The organism is Acidobacteriota bacterium (assembly GCA_003225175.1).
GTDB lineage: Bacteria > Acidobacteriota > Terriglobia > Terriglobales > Acidobacteriaceae > Gp1-AA112.
Genome location: QIBA01000059.1, coordinates 14,601 through 30,346, shown reverse-complemented (window position 1 = coordinate 30,346; position 15,746 = coordinate 14,601). Strand labels below are relative to the sequence as shown.

General features: G+C 54.8%; 11 protein-coding genes and 1 other RNA gene. 5 read left to right on the top strand and 7 right to left on the bottom strand.

The features are described 5' to 3' along the window. Nucleotides 1-12: 12 nt before the first annotated feature. Entirely contained in the window at nt 13-1,908 is a 1,896-nt protein-coding gene (locus DMG62_17600) for an ABC transporter permease (GenBank protein PYY21630.1), read from the bottom strand. Between the two features lie 230 nt (nt 1,909-2,138). Further along, on the bottom strand, nt 2,139-5,516 hold the full coding sequence (locus DMG62_17595; protein PYY21629.1) for an adenylyl cyclase: 3,378 nt from the start codon (nt 5,514-5,516) through the stop codon (nt 2,139-2,141). Nucleotides 5,517-6,181: 665 nt separating this feature from the next. Between DMG62_17595 and DMG62_17590 the strand changes: the two genes are divergently transcribed. The 3 genes from DMG62_17590 to DMG62_17580 all read left to right on the top strand — a co-directional run bounded on the left by DMG62_17590 (nt 6,182) and on the right by DMG62_17580 (nt 10,950). Beyond that, on the top strand, nt 6,182-7,606 hold the full coding sequence (locus DMG62_17590; GenBank protein ID PYY21628.1) for an ammonia channel protein: 1,425 nt from the start codon (nt 6,182-6,184) through the stop codon (nt 7,604-7,606). A gap of 30 nt (nt 7,607-7,636) precedes the next feature. Further along, nucleotides 7,637-7,975, top strand: a complete 339-nt coding sequence (locus DMG62_17585) for a P-II family nitrogen regulator (GenBank protein PYY21651.1) — start codon at nt 7,637-7,639, stop codon at nt 7,973-7,975. Between the two features lie 377 nt (nt 7,976-8,352). Then, the gene (locus tag DMG62_17580; protein ID PYY21627.1) at nt 8,353-10,950 is read left to right on the top strand and encodes a [protein-PII] uridylyltransferase; all 2,598 of its coding nucleotides are present in this window, start codon (nt 8,353-8,355) and stop codon (nt 10,948-10,950) included. A gap of 422 nt (nt 10,951-11,372) precedes the next feature. Here the strand turns inward: DMG62_17580 and ssrA are convergent. Continuing rightward, nucleotides 11,373-11,741: a transfer-messenger RNA gene (gene ssrA, locus DMG62_17575) on the bottom strand. 100 nt (nt 11,742-11,841) lie between these two features. Further along, a complete protein-coding gene (locus DMG62_17570; GenBank protein PYY21626.1) occupies nt 11,842-12,870 on the bottom strand; it encodes a hypothetical protein in 1,029 nt (342 codons plus the stop codon). Nucleotides 12,871-13,081: 211 nt separating this feature from the next. Between DMG62_17570 and DMG62_17565 the strand changes: the two genes are divergently transcribed. Beyond that, entirely contained in the window at nt 13,082-13,705 is a 624-nt protein-coding gene (locus tag DMG62_17565; protein ID PYY21625.1) for an alkaline phosphatase, read from the top strand. Nucleotides 13,706-13,748: 43 nt separating this feature from the next. Continuing rightward, on the top strand, nt 13,749-14,195 hold the full coding sequence (locus tag DMG62_17560) for a GNAT family N-acetyltransferase (GenBank protein ID PYY21624.1): 447 nt from the start codon (nt 13,749-13,751) through the stop codon (nt 14,193-14,195). A 29-nt stretch (nt 14,196-14,224) separates the two neighbouring features. Here DMG62_17560 and DMG62_17555 read toward each other — a convergent pair whose 3' ends face one another. From DMG62_17555 to DMG62_17545, 3 genes are read right to left on the bottom strand one after another with little or no spacing between them, the layout of a single operon-like run. Continuing rightward, the gene (locus tag DMG62_17555) at nt 14,225-14,587 is read right to left on the bottom strand and encodes a sulfite exporter TauE/SafE family protein (GenBank protein ID PYY21623.1); all 363 of its coding nucleotides are present in this window, start codon (nt 14,585-14,587) and stop codon (nt 14,225-14,227) included. Nucleotides 14,588-14,618: 31 nt separating this feature from the next. Further along, complete coding sequence (gene bshB1, locus DMG62_17550; GenBank protein PYY21622.1) at nt 14,619-15,401, bottom strand: bacillithiol biosynthesis deacetylase BshB1; 783 nt, start codon at nt 15,399-15,401, stop codon at nt 14,619-14,621. Then, nucleotides 15,401-15,727, bottom strand: a complete 327-nt coding sequence (locus DMG62_17545; GenBank protein ID PYY21650.1) for a hypothetical protein — start codon at nt 15,725-15,727, stop codon at nt 15,401-15,403. Before DMG62_17545 ends, bshB1 begins: the two co-directional genes overlap by 1 nt. Between the last annotated feature and the right edge of the window lie 19 nt (nt 15,728-15,746).

Sequence of the window (15,746 nt, the reverse complement as noted above, 5' to 3'; positions counted from 1 at the left end):
CATTAACCCGTCCTAGCTCACATTCCCGCGCAGGATGTCTACCGAATTGGGAATGCGTGCGCCGCGCGCCTGTGCTTCCGCGGTTTCTTCCACGGCATCCCCCTCGCCTGGAGCCAGAAAGAGGTTCTTCTCCAGCCCATGCTGCTTCGTGTAAAGCTCGAAATAGCGGCCGCCGCGCTCGTAGAGTTCTTCGTGTGTGCCCCGCTCCAGCAGGTTCCCGCTCTCAATTACGAGGATCTGATCGGCGCGGCGAATCGTGCTTAGGCGGTGGGCGATGACGAAAGTTGTTCGGCCGCGCATTAGGAAGGACAGACCTTCCTGAATCAGAGCTTCCGATTCTGAGTCGAGGCTCGACGTAGCTTCGTCGAGAATGAGAATTCGCGGATCGGCCAGGATTGCGCGCGCGATCGAGATTCTCTGGCGCTGTCCACCCGAAAGCTTCACTCCACGCTCGCCGACAATCGTCTCGTAGCCCTTGTCGAAGCGATCGGCAAACTCGTCTACGCGCGCGATGCGGCAAGCGCGCAGAATCTCTTCTTCGCTGGCCTCCGGACGGGAAAAAGCCACGTTCTCCCGAATGGTTCCGTCGAACAGGAATGATTCCTGCAGCACGACGCCCAGCTTGGTGCGATACGAATCGAGACGCACATGGCTGAGGTCCACGTCGTCCACGAGAATGCGCCCGCTCTGCGGCTTGTAAAACGCTGAGAGCAGCCCGATGATCGTCGACTTCCCGGAACCGGAAGAACCAACCAGGGCGGTGACAGTTCCCGAAGAGGATTGAAATGAAATGTTGTGCAGGACCTCTTTGTTCTGATCGTAAGAGAAGCTGACGTTCTCGAACTCGACGTTACCGATGATGCCGGCGAGGATAATCGTTCGCTGCGGATCGACATCCTCGGGGTTCTCGTTCAAGACTTCGCGCGTACGCTCCAGGCCGGCCAGCGCTTCTGTAATCTGAGTCCCAATCGCCACCACCTGCAGCATTGGGGCTATCAAGAAGCCCATGAACATCGTGTACATAAAGAAGCCGCCAACCGTCAGACTTCCGGCGAGAATCTGCCGTGCTCCGAGATACATCACTACAGCGCCAACGATCCCGAGCAGCACGGTCGAGGAGAGACTCATGACTGAAGTTGCGGTCAGAGTGCGCAGGACGTTGCTCAGAAGACGGTGTACGCCCATGGTAAACACCGCATGCTCCCGCTCCTCGGCGTGGTAACCCTTGATGACGCGCACACCGCCCAGGGACTCGGTGAGACGTCCGCTGACCTCAGCGTAGATCTTGCTGCGCTCGCGAAAGATCGGACGAATCGTCTTGAACGCCTTCCGCAATGCCAGAGAAGAGATCGCGATGCAGACGAAGGCGATCGTCGTCATGGTCACGCTGATGCGTATCAAAACGATGAAGGCGAGAACCGCGGTTAGCAGTCCGCCAAGAAAATCAACCAGCCCTGTGCCGATCAGGTTACGCACGCCCTCCACGTCCGAAAGGATGCGCGCCACCGTTGTTCCCGTTTTGGTCGAATCATAGTAAGCGACGGGCAAGCGTCCCACGTGCTCCTGAATCTGCCGCCGCATGTCGGCAATCAGCCGCTGTGCCGCCTTCGACAATAACTGCGTGAGCGCGAACGAAGTAATGCCCTGAATGATGGTGGCCGCGATCACCGCAACCACAATCTGCTGAAGGCGAAACACGTGGCGCTTCACGATGACATCGTCGATCAGAAATTTCGTGGATGCAGGCAGCACCAATCCCGCCACCCGGTTGATGGCCATCAAAAGCAGGCCAACACCGAGCAGCCCCCTTCGCGGACGAACGAGAGCCCAAATCTCCGGCAGAGCGCCTTTCAGCTGTTGCAGAGAAGGAGGCTTCGGCTTGGCTGGAGCGACGACAGCGGTGGCCATAGGGATAGGGTACAGGTTACAGGCAACAGGGCACAGCTAGCCATTTGGCCGGGCAGAACCGTGCGCGCTATTCCTGGTGCCATGCACAGAACCACCTGCGGTAGCGGGTGGTGCCGTGGGGGTTGGATTCTTGCGACGGTTGATGTGGGTAGCGGGTGGGCCGAGGCGCTTAGCCGCCAAAGAGGAAGGCCGCCCATGGGGCGGCCGTTTTGATAAAAAACAGTCTCTAGTTAGAAGTTCAATTTAAGTCCAAGTTGCAGCGTGCGCGGATCGCGTGCGCTGATCACCTGTCCAAAGGTGCCACTACTCGCGCTCGTGCGGATCCCGTCGAAGTTCGTGTGATTCAGCACGTTGAACGCTTCTGCTCGAAACTGCACGTTTAGGCGCTCGCCGACTTTTGTATTCTTAAACAGCGAGGCGTCCCAGCGCTCCTGGCCGGGTCCGCGAACGGTGCCGCGACGCTCGTTTCCTGGAGTTAGTTGTCCGGCTGGATATGCCTTCTGGAATGCGGAGGTATTGAACCACTGCCTGACCGTGTGCGGAGCATTAGCATTAGGGTCTCCGATCTGATTCGGTCGACGTCCTGCGAAGCTCAGGGCGTCGAGAAGCCCCAGTCCCGCGGGATCGCGACTGGGGCTGCTGTTCGTCACAGTCAATGGCAGGCCCGACCACAAATATCCAATGCCTGACAGCTCCCATCCTCCAAGCACATGGCCGATAAAGCCCTGCTGATCCTTGAAAAACGGCAAGTCATAGATGTAGCTGCCCGTGAATACGTGCCGCCGGTCGAACTGCGCCGAACCATATTCGGAACGAATGTCGTAAGTGTTCTGGGGAGTACGGAAATCACTCTGGGCATCTGTATTTGCATGCGAATAGGTGTAATTGGCGACAATCGTGGAGTTTCCCGTGAAACGCTTCTGCAACTGCGCCTGCAGCGAGTGGTAATTGGAGCCGAAGATTGGGGAGAAGATGTTGATCGCGTCGTATCCCTTATAGGGTCGAACCGCATTTAACCTTTCCGTAGCTGCCGCAGTCAGTGGGATCGGGATCCCGGCAAGGGCCGTGTACGCTCCTGGCAGCGGTTCATTAATATCAACCACGCCGATCAGGTGCGTTCCCTTGCTGCCGTAATAGCCCATGTCACCTAGAAACCCGTGTCCGAAGTCCTGCTGGACGTCGAGGCTCCACTGTTCCACGTACGGTTGCTTCCAATTCACGGCCGGTCCTCCCAGCGCCTCGGGAGCGAGGTTCACATCGGCGGTGCCGCTCGCGGGGTTGTCAAGCCGAGTGGCACTAATTGTTATGTTCTGTACAAACGGCGGATTCGTGAATTCGAACTGCTCGAGGGCGTTGATCGCAGGCGAGTCAAAAAACACCCCATATCCGGCACGAATCGAGGTCTGTCCTTTCCCATATGGATCCCACGCGAAACCGATACGGGGAGCGAAGTTCAGTGCTGGAGTGTAATTCACCGAGCTGCCATAGGGAGAATTTTGCGGAGTAATAACGCCGTTCAGCACTGGAGTTTGCGTGCCGGCAATCAAGAGTCCGGTTTTGGGATCGATGGCTGGGGCCTTTGCCGGATCGTAGACGCGCGGATCGAAAGTGGCGGCCGATTTTCCAGCATCGTACGGCGCATGAAAATACGAATAGCGGATACCGTAGGTCACAGTGAAATTCGGCTTCCACCGATATTCATCCTGTCCATAGACTTCAAACTGTTTTTGCCTGATCTGCGCGTGGAAGTCTTGATTGGTTTGAGCAAACTGGGCAACATTGCCCTCCAGAAAATTCGCAAACTCCTGCTGGAAGGTGCCGTCTGATGGACCGTTTCCATTTGGGGAACTATCATCGAAGCTGAAGGAGCCGTTGTTCGATCCGCCGCCGCCGGCGTCATTCTCGTTCTTCTGGTAATAGATGAATGTTCCGCCGAACTTCAGGCTGTGATGACCCAGGATCTTGCTTACATTGTCGAAGATCTGGTGGTTGTAGTTGAAATCGCGGTAAGGACCAAATCCGAAAATTCCTTCGCCGTCATTGAAGGCAAGATTGGGAACTCGCGGAATTTGCGTAGTAAACGGCAGCTTTGGGGTTACATCCGGCGAGTTGGCCAGGGCTCCCAGCCCGACCGGAGTGCTGAGAACAGCGCCGTAAGAATAGGCATAGCCTACTTCATTCAGGAAGGTCGGACTAATATTCATCGTGCCTCGTACCGAGAACGTCTTTCCAGGGGAGTTGGTATTGGTAGTAGCGACACCAGGCAGCGCCGAACCGGTAAACAGTCCACCCTGTTCCACCGTCGGAATATTGTCATTCTCAAACCTGCCCGAGATTTGGAATTTCTGACCAAACAGATGATCGACCTTATAAACCTCCTGTCGGGCGTTGAAGACATTCGGTGCGGTGAAGAAGAAGGTATTGTCGGGCTGCAGCCGATTGAAGGGCAGTTTAGAAAAGATGTCCTTAATGTAGGCCTGCGCGATCGGATTGATTGCGCTAACCTGAGTGCCAGTTTGGGTGCAAGCTGCGTTCAAACACACCGCTTTTGGAAACGTGCCAGCGAGTTCCGCCTGAGTAGGAGCCTCTAAACTGGAAAAGTTGGAATAAGTGATTACGCGACGCGCTTCTTCCGAGAAGAAGAAAAATGTCTTGTTGCGTTCGGTGTTGTAAACGCGAGGTATGTAGAGAGGCCCACCAAACGTCCCTCCAAAATCGTTGTAACGAAGTTGCGGGCGCGGAGTAACGGGAGTGGAACGTTTGTCAAAGAATCCATTAGCGTTCAGCACGTCATTGCGGAAGAACTCGTAGACTCCGCCGTGAAATGTGCTTGTTCCAGACCGTGTGATGACATTCACTTCGCCTGCGGAGCTGCGCCCGAACTCCGGATTGTATTCGCCGCGTAAAACCTTGAATTCTGCGATCGAATCAACGCTGGGATAGTTGAGAAGCGTCAAATTAGCGCCACGATCTACGTTGTCGGCGCCATCGATGGTCCAATTGTTTTGTGTAGGACGATTACCGTTGACCGAAAAATTGATCTGATTCGATAAGCCGGTGGGATTGGAAACGCCGATATAGATCTGGTCGGAAACGCCCGACGAAACGCCAGGTTGCAATGCAACTAACTGCTCGTAGTTGCGATTATTAATGGAGAGCTCGCGAATCTGCGTGCCGTTGATCAAACCTGCAGACGTCGCATCTTCCAGTTGTACCTGTAACGGCTCGGACTCGACGTTTACAACCTGCTCCGGTGCTCCGGGTTGAAGGGTAAAGTTGTAGCTAAGGTGGTCGTTGACGTTCAGTTCAATTCCGGAACGCTCAACCTTCTTGAAATTAGGAGCTGTGACCGCTAAAGAATACCGCCCCACAGGTAACAGGGTCGCGACATAATCTCCGCTAGTGCTCGTCGTTAGGGTGCGCAAGACCGCGTGGGTATCGGTGTTCGTGACTTTGACTATGGCCCCGGAGATTACCGCTCCGGTGCTGTCCGCCACCGTGCCGCGAATAGTACCGGTAATCTCTTGCGCCAGCCCGACTGCTGTCAGGGCGAGCGCCCACATCAAGAGGGCAACCGATTGCAACCATGATTTCTTTTGGACTTCCATAAATCTCCTGATTCTTAGAAGTTGTCTGTTGCGGTTAGTGAGTTTGGTATGAGGGCTGCGTTAACAAATCGTGGGAAATGTTAGTGGAAGGTTAAGATTGTTATCAAGACCTGGAAGAGCAACATTCCAGAAGTCGATGACGTGGTTCCGGCTGCCCTCGGCTGGTATCAAGTCTGCGACACGAATGTTGTTGACTTATTTCCCCGCAGCAGACGTATTCCAAAACATCACCCGGTCTGTGCGAGTAGCATGGACCATTTTCAGCTGCGCGGGAACTCACGCCGACTACCGGCCGAGGGTAGCCGGAACCACGTAACCAAATCATTGAGCCACATCATCTCGTGGACTGAATTGCTGCCGGACCTTCTTTTGCGATAATCGGTAACCATCACCAGGGCCGCGACTGGATCAGCTCACGAAGAAAGGGGACAAGGGGCAGGGGAGCAGCAACCAAGAAGGATGCTTTTTTTGAGATCGCAAATTGCGACCGCAAAGCTTTGTATTCGGCGGCGGTCAAGCGGAATATGAAATCCCTGGATCAGTCCGCTGGATCACAAATAAGAAAAACTGATGGAAACCATCAAAAGTTTCAATCTGTTGCAGAGAGCGATAAGCAAGCCTGGTCACAGTAAGCTGAATCATTCCTGTTGCAAGGATTGGAGCACATGAAGAGGCGTTTTCCACGCGGTAAGCTACGGGCTCTCTTTCTCTGTTTGATCCTGCTTGCAAGCTGTTGTCACCTCACAGCGCAATCCTCGCCCGCGACTCCGGCCGACAGAATCGCACAGCTCGAATTGCAGGTGAAGAACGCGCAATCTTCGGCGGACAATGCCTGGATGCTGGTCAGCGCCGCACTGGTGTTGTTGATGACCGGGCCCGGGTTGGCGCTCTTCTACGGCGGTCTGGTACGCAAGAAGAATGTGCTCGCCACGATGCTCCAGAGCTTCGCCATGATGGCGCTGATTACGGTCATTTGGGCCATCGTGGGCTACAGCCTTTCATTTGGAGCAGGGAACAGCTTCATCGGTGGACTGCACAACGTTTTTCTTCACGGTGTGGGACTTCGACCTGATACGGACTACGCCGCCACCATTCCCGCGCAGACCTTCATGGTCTATCAATTGATGTTCGCGATCATTACGCCGGCGCTGATCACCGGCGCCTTTGCCGAACGGATGAAGTTCAGCGCCATGCTTCTCTTTATGACGCTCTGGAGCCTGGTTGTTTATGCTCCCATGGCTCACATGGTATGGGGTAAAGGTGGGTTTCTGAACGCAGCGCTGGGTGGGCATTTTCCCAGTTTGGATTTTGCCGGCGGTACGGTTGTACACGTTACTTCAGGCGTGTCGGCGCTGGTCTGCGCCACATACCTGGGACGCCGTCTCGGCTATCCCAAGGAACCAATGCCCCCTCATAGCGTGGTTCTGAGCTTTGTTGGAGCCTGCCTGCTGTGGGTTGGATGGTTTGGTTTCAATGCGGGAAGTGCATTGGCGGCGAGCGGCCTTGCGACCAGCGCCTTTGTAAACACACATTTCGCAGCTGCTGCCGCGGCGGTTGGATGGGGGGTTGCAGAATGGCTGCGTAATGGCAAAGCCAGTGCTCTTGGCGCGATTTCCGGCGCGGTCGCTGGACTGGTGGCAATTACTCCGGCGGCCGGGTTTGTTACGCCGATGTCATCTTTGATAATTGGCCTCATTGCTGGCGCGTTCTGCTATTTCATAGTTGCCAAAGTTAAAAACTGGTTCGGATACGATGACTCGCTCGATGCGTTCGGCGTGCATGGAGCTGGTGGAACCATCGGAGCACTCTTAACCGGGATCTTCGCCACCAGCAGCATCAATCCGATCTACCATAACGCTCGCGGCGATGTGCTTCCTTCCGGAGTTGTCGATGGCAACTGGGCTCAATTAGGAAATCAGTTCGTAGCGGTGGCGATTGCCTGGGTCTTGGCAATTGTTGGAACCTTCATCATTCTCAAAGTTGTGGACTTACTCATCGGCTTGCGTGTCACGGCCGATCACGAAGTGCAGGGGCTGGATCTGAGCCAACATGGTGAAGAAGGCTATTATTGGGAGCTTTCAGCTTCTTAGATGAGCAGGTACGTGAGGGCATACATGTCGATGACGAAGGTTGAGGCGATCATTCAGCCGTCAAAATTGGAACCGGTGAAGGAAGCGCTTCTAGAAATCGGTGTGGAGGGCATGACCATCCTCGAAGTCCGCGGCCACGGACGGCAAAAAGGACACACCGAGATCTATCGCGGGCGTGAGTACACAGTCGATCTCCTGCCCAAGATCAAACTCGAACTCGTCCTGGCCGATGAGATGGTAGATCGTGCGGTGCAGACCATCGTCTCCGTCACGCGTACAGGCCGCATTGGAGACGGCAAAATCTTTCTCTCGCGTATCGACGATGCGGTCCGAATTCGCAACGATGAGCGCGGAGTGACGGCGCTGTAGAGCGTTTCCACAGTTGCTGCGGACTCGACCGTGTGGTTCCAGGGAGGGGCACGGATTCATCCGCGCCGTTACTGCCAAATATGAATTGTCATCCTGAGGCCCGACGTTGGCCGAAGGATCTCCCGCGATGCATCGTCTTGAATGCTGCGTCCAGGCTCTTTGGCCAAGAACTTCGAGTCAATCGTGAAAGTGCCGGGAAAGGGCAAGCGAGTCCGAAATATTCCGGGAGATCCTTCGTCCGCCGGCGGCGGACTCAGGATGACAGGTTTTGTGGGACTGGCGGCCTACGCAAGACCTACTTTTGACGCGGCTATCTAAGAGCGACGAGTCTACATTAACTCTGAACTGCCATACTTTGAGTCCGTAAACATTCCTGCATGTCAGTCCTTTTGTCCAGCAGCGAGGTGCGCGAAACGTATGAAGACGGCCTGACCAGGCTGCGGAAACAATTCGAGGCGTCGGGAAACGGAATCGCCGTTGTCCAGGGACGCTCGCGGCTTGTAGATCAGGTAATCGGCCTCTGCTATGAACATCTGGTCGAGCAAAGGTCTGTCCCTGCAGATTGTGTGGCCGTCATCGCGCTTGGCGGTTATGGCCGAAACACACTCTTTCCTCATTCCGACGTCGACCTGCTCTTTCTTTTTAAGGATGCAAAACAGGAAGCCGCTCACAAAGACGCGCTGAGCCGGGTATATCTCGATTTGTGGGATCTCAAGATACGCGCCAGTGCGACAGCCCGAACCGTGGCCGAGTGCGGGCGATTTGATCGCGAGAATATGGAGTTCACAGTCTCAACGCTCGACTCCCGCTTTCTTCTAGGCGACCGAGAATTGTTTGAGCGTGTACGGGCGAAGACTTTGCCCGGCCTGCTCCGCAAGTCGGGCCAAAGGCTGCTCATGAGCGTCGCGGAATCTGCGCGTTCGCGTCATCACAAGTTCGCCAACACGATCTATCACCTCGAGCCCAACGTAAAAGAGGCGCCGGGCGGCCTGCGTGACTACAACCTTGCGTGCTGGCTTGCTTTAGTGAGCCGCTTTCGCCATGCAAATAGCTGGCCCGACGACGGATCTTTGTTCGAGCCGAGGTTACAGTTCGAATTGAACTCCGCCGTAGAGTTCCTGTTTTCTCTTCGTTGCTTTCTGCATTACCGCCACCGACGCGATGACAATCTCCTGTCATGGGAAGCTCAGGATGCCGCTGCGGCGAGTGGGATCGGAGTCGGTCGTCAGGACATGGAGACCGCACAGTGGATGCGCGTGTACTTCCGCCATGCCCGACTCGTGGCTGGAGCCGCGATTCAACTTCTCGAAGAACTGCCTGTGAAGAAAGCGTCTTTCACCACGACGCTGAGTCGATGGCGAGCGCATAAGTCCAATACCGATATGTCGATTGTCGCCGGCGCGATCGTGCTTCCAAAGGCATATCCGACGAATGAATATCCATCCCTGCTGAATGTTTTTGTCCGTATGGCTCGACAGGGTTTACGGCTGGGCATCGATGCGCAGCGAGCCATTATTCAGGTGATTCCGCAACTCAATGCCGCTGAAGCCGAGCAATCCTTGTGGCCATATCTTCGACGCATACTCACCTCGAGACATGCGGCGAATGCTTTGCGCGCGATGCGAGACTGTGGGCTGCTCGACGCCGTCATTCCGGAATTCAAGTTGATCGATGCTCTGGTCATTCGCGATTTCTTTCATCGCTACACCGTCGATGAGCATTCGTTTCTAACCATCGAAACCCTGCACACTCTTCGCGCCGCCACTGCGGAGTGGAAGAAACGATTCGCCGAGATTTTGGGCGAGCTCGAGAGACCGGAGCTGCTATTCCTGTCGTTGCTTCTGCACGATGTGGGGAAGGGAATGGAGGGCGAGAACCATGTGACCGCGAGCCTCACCACTGCGCGTCAGGTCTTGATTCGTCTGGGACTCCCGCCGGAAGAGCGGGAGGCTGTCGAGTTCCTGATTCAGAACCATCTTGAAATGTCGGCCGTTATGCGACGAGATGTTTTCGAGCCGAAGGTTGTGGGAGCGTTCGCGGATAAAGTCGGCACACCGGAGGTGCTGAAGATGCTGACCTTGCTTACTTATGGCGACATCTCATCGGTGAATCCCGAGGCCATGACCGAATGGAAGGCTGAAAACCTCTGGCACGTCTATGTGGCAACTTCCAATTTCCTCAATCGCCATGTCGATGAAGAGCGCGTTCATAGCACTCTGGATGGTCAGTCTCTGGCTCGATTTGGAGCTCTTCCTCCGTCCTTAATGAAGGACTTGGAGTCGTTTCTTGATGGCTTACCTCAACGCTACCTGCGGACCTATGGAACCGAGCAGGTTCTCAAACATCTGGAACTGGCTTCGCGGCTTTGGCAGCAGCCCGTGCAGTTGGTTTTAGCTCCTCATCGCAACCTGTACGAGCTCACGGTTGTCACTCGGGACAAGCCATTCCTGTTCGCCACCCTTGCCGGCGCGCTCTCGGCCTGGGGCATGGAGATTGTGAAGGCAAATGCATTCTCCAACAGCAAAGGCACTGTCATCGACTGCTTCTATTTCAAGGATCGCTTCCGCACCCTCGATCTGAATCCTTCGGAACACGACAGGATCAAGAGAGATATTTCGGAAGTAGTACGCGGTGACCGTTCGCTGGAGCACCTGATTCGCGCCCGATCCGGCTTCAAGTCTACCAATCGCGCGCGAACGAAGATAGAAACGAAGATCACGATCGACGACGAATCCTCGACTCACAGCACCCTGCTGGAAGTGGTCGCGCAGGATCGTCCGGGATTGCTGTACCGCATGGCAGAGGCGCTGGCGGAGTTGAAATGCAACATTGAGATCGCCCTGATCGATACCGAGGGGGAAATGGCCCTCGACGTCTTTTACTTGACCTCAAATGGGGCTAAGCTTCCCCAGACGCTGCAGGATTCGGTGCGCGAGGCGCTTCAGGAAAAGCTCAGGGGCGATGGGCAGACATAGTGAGTCTCACAGGGGCCGCTCCGGGCGAGGAGCACAGACGATTATTATGCCCATTGTGGGAAAATAAGTCAAGTGAAAAGTACTCGACTGCAGCTCGAGAGGAGTGGACTTGGCCCATTCTGGGAACACTGATGTGAGGCGAGCAACGGATGACGAATTCCCGAATTCACTGCTTATTCACTGTTATTCACTGTTCCAGCAGAGACATCAAATGCTGCAATCTTTGTAATCGATTGTTGACAGGAGGGTTGCGCGAAATTATCCGTCGCTCGCAAATCCCTTTGAAAAAATTCGCTGATAAATTCGCTGATAAATTCGCTGTTATGCGTTTTCAGTGAATTAGCCGAGTTGGCTTCTGGTCCGACGCGGGCTTGCGCCGAACCTTGCCGTTGCCGGAAAAGAGGATGAAATTGGGAGAGGAATGGTGGAGGCGGCGGGAGTTGAACCCGCGTCCGAAAATGTTACTGGCGAAGAGACTACATGCTTAGTCGCGTTCATGCTCCCGTACTTCTACGGGAACGTTCGCAGCCGGCGCTCAGAGCGGACAAGAAACGCAAACCGCTAGTCCGATGATCTCGCCTCCGGCACTCGGACCGCGCGCCGGAGACCAGCCCGCTAAATGACGTCCTTGGGCGGCCCGCGGGCCCTTCCGCCTAGGACGGCTACTTAATTAATTAAGCAGCGTATGCCAGGTTTTGATTGGCAATTGTTGTTTTGCACGCGATTACGGGTGTGTGCACCCCGGCATGCCTCTCAGCCGCAAGCACTTCCGTCGAAGCCGTGACGCCCCCGGATTGGCTGAAGCTGGCCAAACCAACATCTCTGCTGGCTGTGGTCAGTTCAATTATATAGATGTCGAGGAGTGGGATAGAGACGCAGCATGCTGCGTCTCTATCGTTGTGGTTGCTGCTGCTGTTGCTGTGCCGGCCGCTTGGGAGGCGGCTCCTTGACGGCCGCGGCAACCTGCTTCATGCGTTGGAATTGTCCCGTTTGGTAGGTATAGCTCTGGTGAGGCATTTTGGCGCTTTCTTGCTGAATCGCCGCCTGGCGGTTGCCGGGATTCGGATGATCCGAGAAGAATTGCGGACCTCGCGCGCCTCCGTCCGCCTCCAGCTTCTGGAAGAACTTCGCCATCTGGATTGGATCGTAGCCCGATTCCGCCATAAGGTGAGAACCGAGCAGGTCTGCCTGACTCTCAGCCCCGCGGGAGAACTTGAGCAGCACGCTATTTGCTCCCAGTCCGATTCCAAGCTGCGCGAGCTGTCCCATCATCGAACCACCGGCCATTTTGGAGCCAAGGACAGCCGGAAGCTGAATCATTTGCGATTTTGATGCCTGATTCGTTCCGTGACGCAGAATCACATGCGACATCTCATGTCCCATAACTCCGGCTAGTTGCGCTTCGTTATCGACAGCTTTCAGCAGCCCGCTGTTGATGAACATCGGTCCGCCAGGGAGCGCGAAGGCGTTGATGGATGGATCGGCGACTACTTCGAAGGTGAACGGAAATCCGCTGTCTTTCGCTTCTTGTGCGTTTGCCAAGCGCTTTCCAATGCTGCTGACGTACTGATTCAGGAACGGGTCTTTGAGCATGGTCATCTGTTTGCGCACCTGCGTGGCCGATTCCTGTCCAACTTGAACGTCTTGCTCTTTTGAAAACAAGTTGAACCCAGGGCGGAACTTGCTTGGCGCCTGAGCCCACGCGAGCACAACCAAAAGCGTGCAGGCTAGAGTGATTCGGCTTGTTTGTTTCATTCGTACCCCCAAAGTCCCCACAATGCGATAGATTTCAGCTTCCCAATAACTGAGAATTCTTGCAGGTCTTAGGATGCCTCGACAATGCAGGAACGCGCATTCAGGCCTCGAGGGCAGAGGGATTCGATGGTTCTGATATCTTGAGTTCATGCCCGTGAAAGCCATTCAGCTTGGACAGGTATGGCGTAACGACGAGAACGGATCCAATTATCTGGTGACCAAGCTCTATAACGAAGTCTTCACGCAATTTGCCATCCTGCGCCAGGCCGACGCCAATGCCGCTAACTCCGATACCATTCGAGTCAAGGTACAAAAAGGTTCCGACGGCGCAACTCTTCCCGGTTACACCTATACCCAGGATGCGCAGGACTTCTGATTGGTCGAAAAACTAATCGCAAGCTTAGGACTATTTGTTATTTCCGTGATCTCCGCGATGGGATATCTCGGAGTCATGTTGCTGATGGCTATTGAGTCTGCATGCATCCCGCTGCCCTCGGAAGTGATCATGCCTTTTTCTGGGTATCTTGTTTACGCGGGACAATTCAATCTGTGGCTCGTTGCGCTGGCGGGAGCGATCGGATGTAATTTGGGTTCGGAAATCGCGTACGAGATCGGCTATTACGGTGGGCGTCCATTGGTTGAACGCTACGGCTCTTACATCCTGATCACTCAAAACGAACTCGATTGGGCTGATCGTTTTTTTGCGAGACTTGGCGATCTGACCGTTCTGCTCAGCCGCATGCTGCCGGTGGTGCGCACTTTCATAGCGCTCCCGGCAGGAATTGCTCGCATGCCCCGTCTCCGATTTCATGTGTACACATTCGTCGGATCTTTCCCTTGGTGCCTCAGTCTTGCCTATCTGGGAATGAAGGCTGGAGAAAATTGGAAATACCTGGGCAAATATTTCCACGAATTCGACAAGGTCATCGGTGCGGTCATCATGCTGGTAATTATCTGGTTTGTCTGGTCGCGTTGGCGCCACCGAGTGCGCGTAGCATGAGTGAAGTAGACGGTAACCACCTAGCATGCTGCGTCTCTAGCGCATGAACGCCTCGTTCCGTTTCGGTGAGATCTCAGACATAGATCGTCTTCTTCCGCTCATGCAAGACTTCTATTCCTTCGAGCGGCTAAGTTATGACGAAGATCGATTGCGGCGCCTTCTGGCTGATCTAAGCAAAAACGGGAATCTCGGACGGTTTATTCTTTTCGAAGAATCGCAACAGCTGGTCGGCTACATGGTTCTCGGCTTCGGGTTCTCGCTTGAGTTTCATGGACGAGACTGTTTCATTGACGAGTTTTACGTGAGACCCGAGCGACGCGGGCAGGGCATCGGAAAGGCGGCCGTGGATTTTGCCATCCAGACTTGCCGTGCAGTCGGCATCAAGGCTATGCATTTGGAAGCTGATCACTTCAATGCGCGGGGCCACGAATTCTATAAGCGTCTCGGATTCAAGGATCACGATCGGCATCTGATGACGCGGTGGCTATGAGTTCGTGTCCTCGCGAACACCGAAGCTTTTCAAGCCGCAAATATCAACCGCAATGAGACTGTGAGCAGCACCACTCCGAAAATTCTCTTGAGATAGAGCATGGACAGCGATTGCGCCAGAGTGCCTCCGAAGTAGCCACCGATCATGATTCCAGCAGCAAGCAGGAGCGCCAGCTTCATATTGTAATGATGTGCGCGAAAGTAGGGGGTGAATGGAACCAGATAAATTGGCAGTGCTCCGATTAGCAAGGCGGTCCCTTGAGCGCGAACTTGCGTTTCCCGGAACAGGAGGGTCATTAGGGGAATGAGAAAAGCGCCGCTTGTGCCGGTAATTCCTACAAGAATTCCTGCGAGGATGCCAATGAGCAACACGACGGAGGAAGCAACATTCATCTTCTATGCCCTTTCAAGCTGCTAACGAAGCTTAGATCGACTGCACGGGAATTGCGGTGAGGTCCTCGACGAGGCCTACTTCCTTCTGCACAAACGGCTCTGCATACTTCACGCCGGCGAGCATGCCGTAGAAGCGCGCCATCGAATGAACGCGGTCGCGAATATCGGCTCGTGCAGGGAAGAGTCCGCTGCCTTCCTGCCGATCCTCAAATTGGGAGTTATATGCCATTAGCGCAGCGAATCTATCCTCGAACTGATTGCTAATGTCGACGACGAATGTCGGACGAACGTCGTAATACAGCGTGGCATAGATGATCTTGAAGGGCCGATGTGGAGGAAGGTCGTTAGTGATCTCCATGTCCAATCCCTCTTCCCGCATCTTAGCCGCAATCTCTAACTTCTGTAGTCCTGCAAGAAAACAAGCTTCGTACCCCACTGTTGAACACGTGTAATGATCTGGATGGCGCCCCTTCCAATATGGGAGAATCACAACTCGAGGACGTGCGCGGCGAATTACGTGAGCGATCTTCAGGCGATTCGCCCAATTGTTTTCGACTCTGCCGTCCGGAATATCGAGTGCTTCACGCCAGCGGACTTGCATCAGCCGCCCGGCCGCATTCGCCTCGCGCTCGCGATCGGCGGCACTGCCGCGCGTTCCCATTTCGCCACGTGTAAGGTCCAGGATCCCGGTACGCTGACCTTTCTGTGCCATCTTGAGCAGCGTACCGCCACAAGTTTGTTCCACGTCATCGCGATGAGCGGCGATGGCGAGGATGTCGAGTTGTGATGTGATTTTCGAACTCGGAGCAGGCATTAAGCCATGCTCCCTGATTCCACCACAACGTTTTCTCGAACAATGAGGCGTGTGCCGGACATCTGCTTGAGAGTTGGCAGCACGCGACTGACGTGTTCTTCTTCATCCACGAAAAGAACAACAAGTGGTAGCTTGCCGCCAGCGTCTACCAACGTGCTGGTTTTGACGCGGCTGCGGCCGATGAATCCTGCCACCGCGTGTACGACAACGGCATTGGCGATATTCTGCTGCCGCAGGTAGTTGAGAATTTGGAGATGAGCCGGACGGCGCTGATATTCGTCGGCTTCGTTCAGGTAGATGGTTACTTGGACGGCCACGGTCGAAATTGTAAACGAGGTTGCGCAG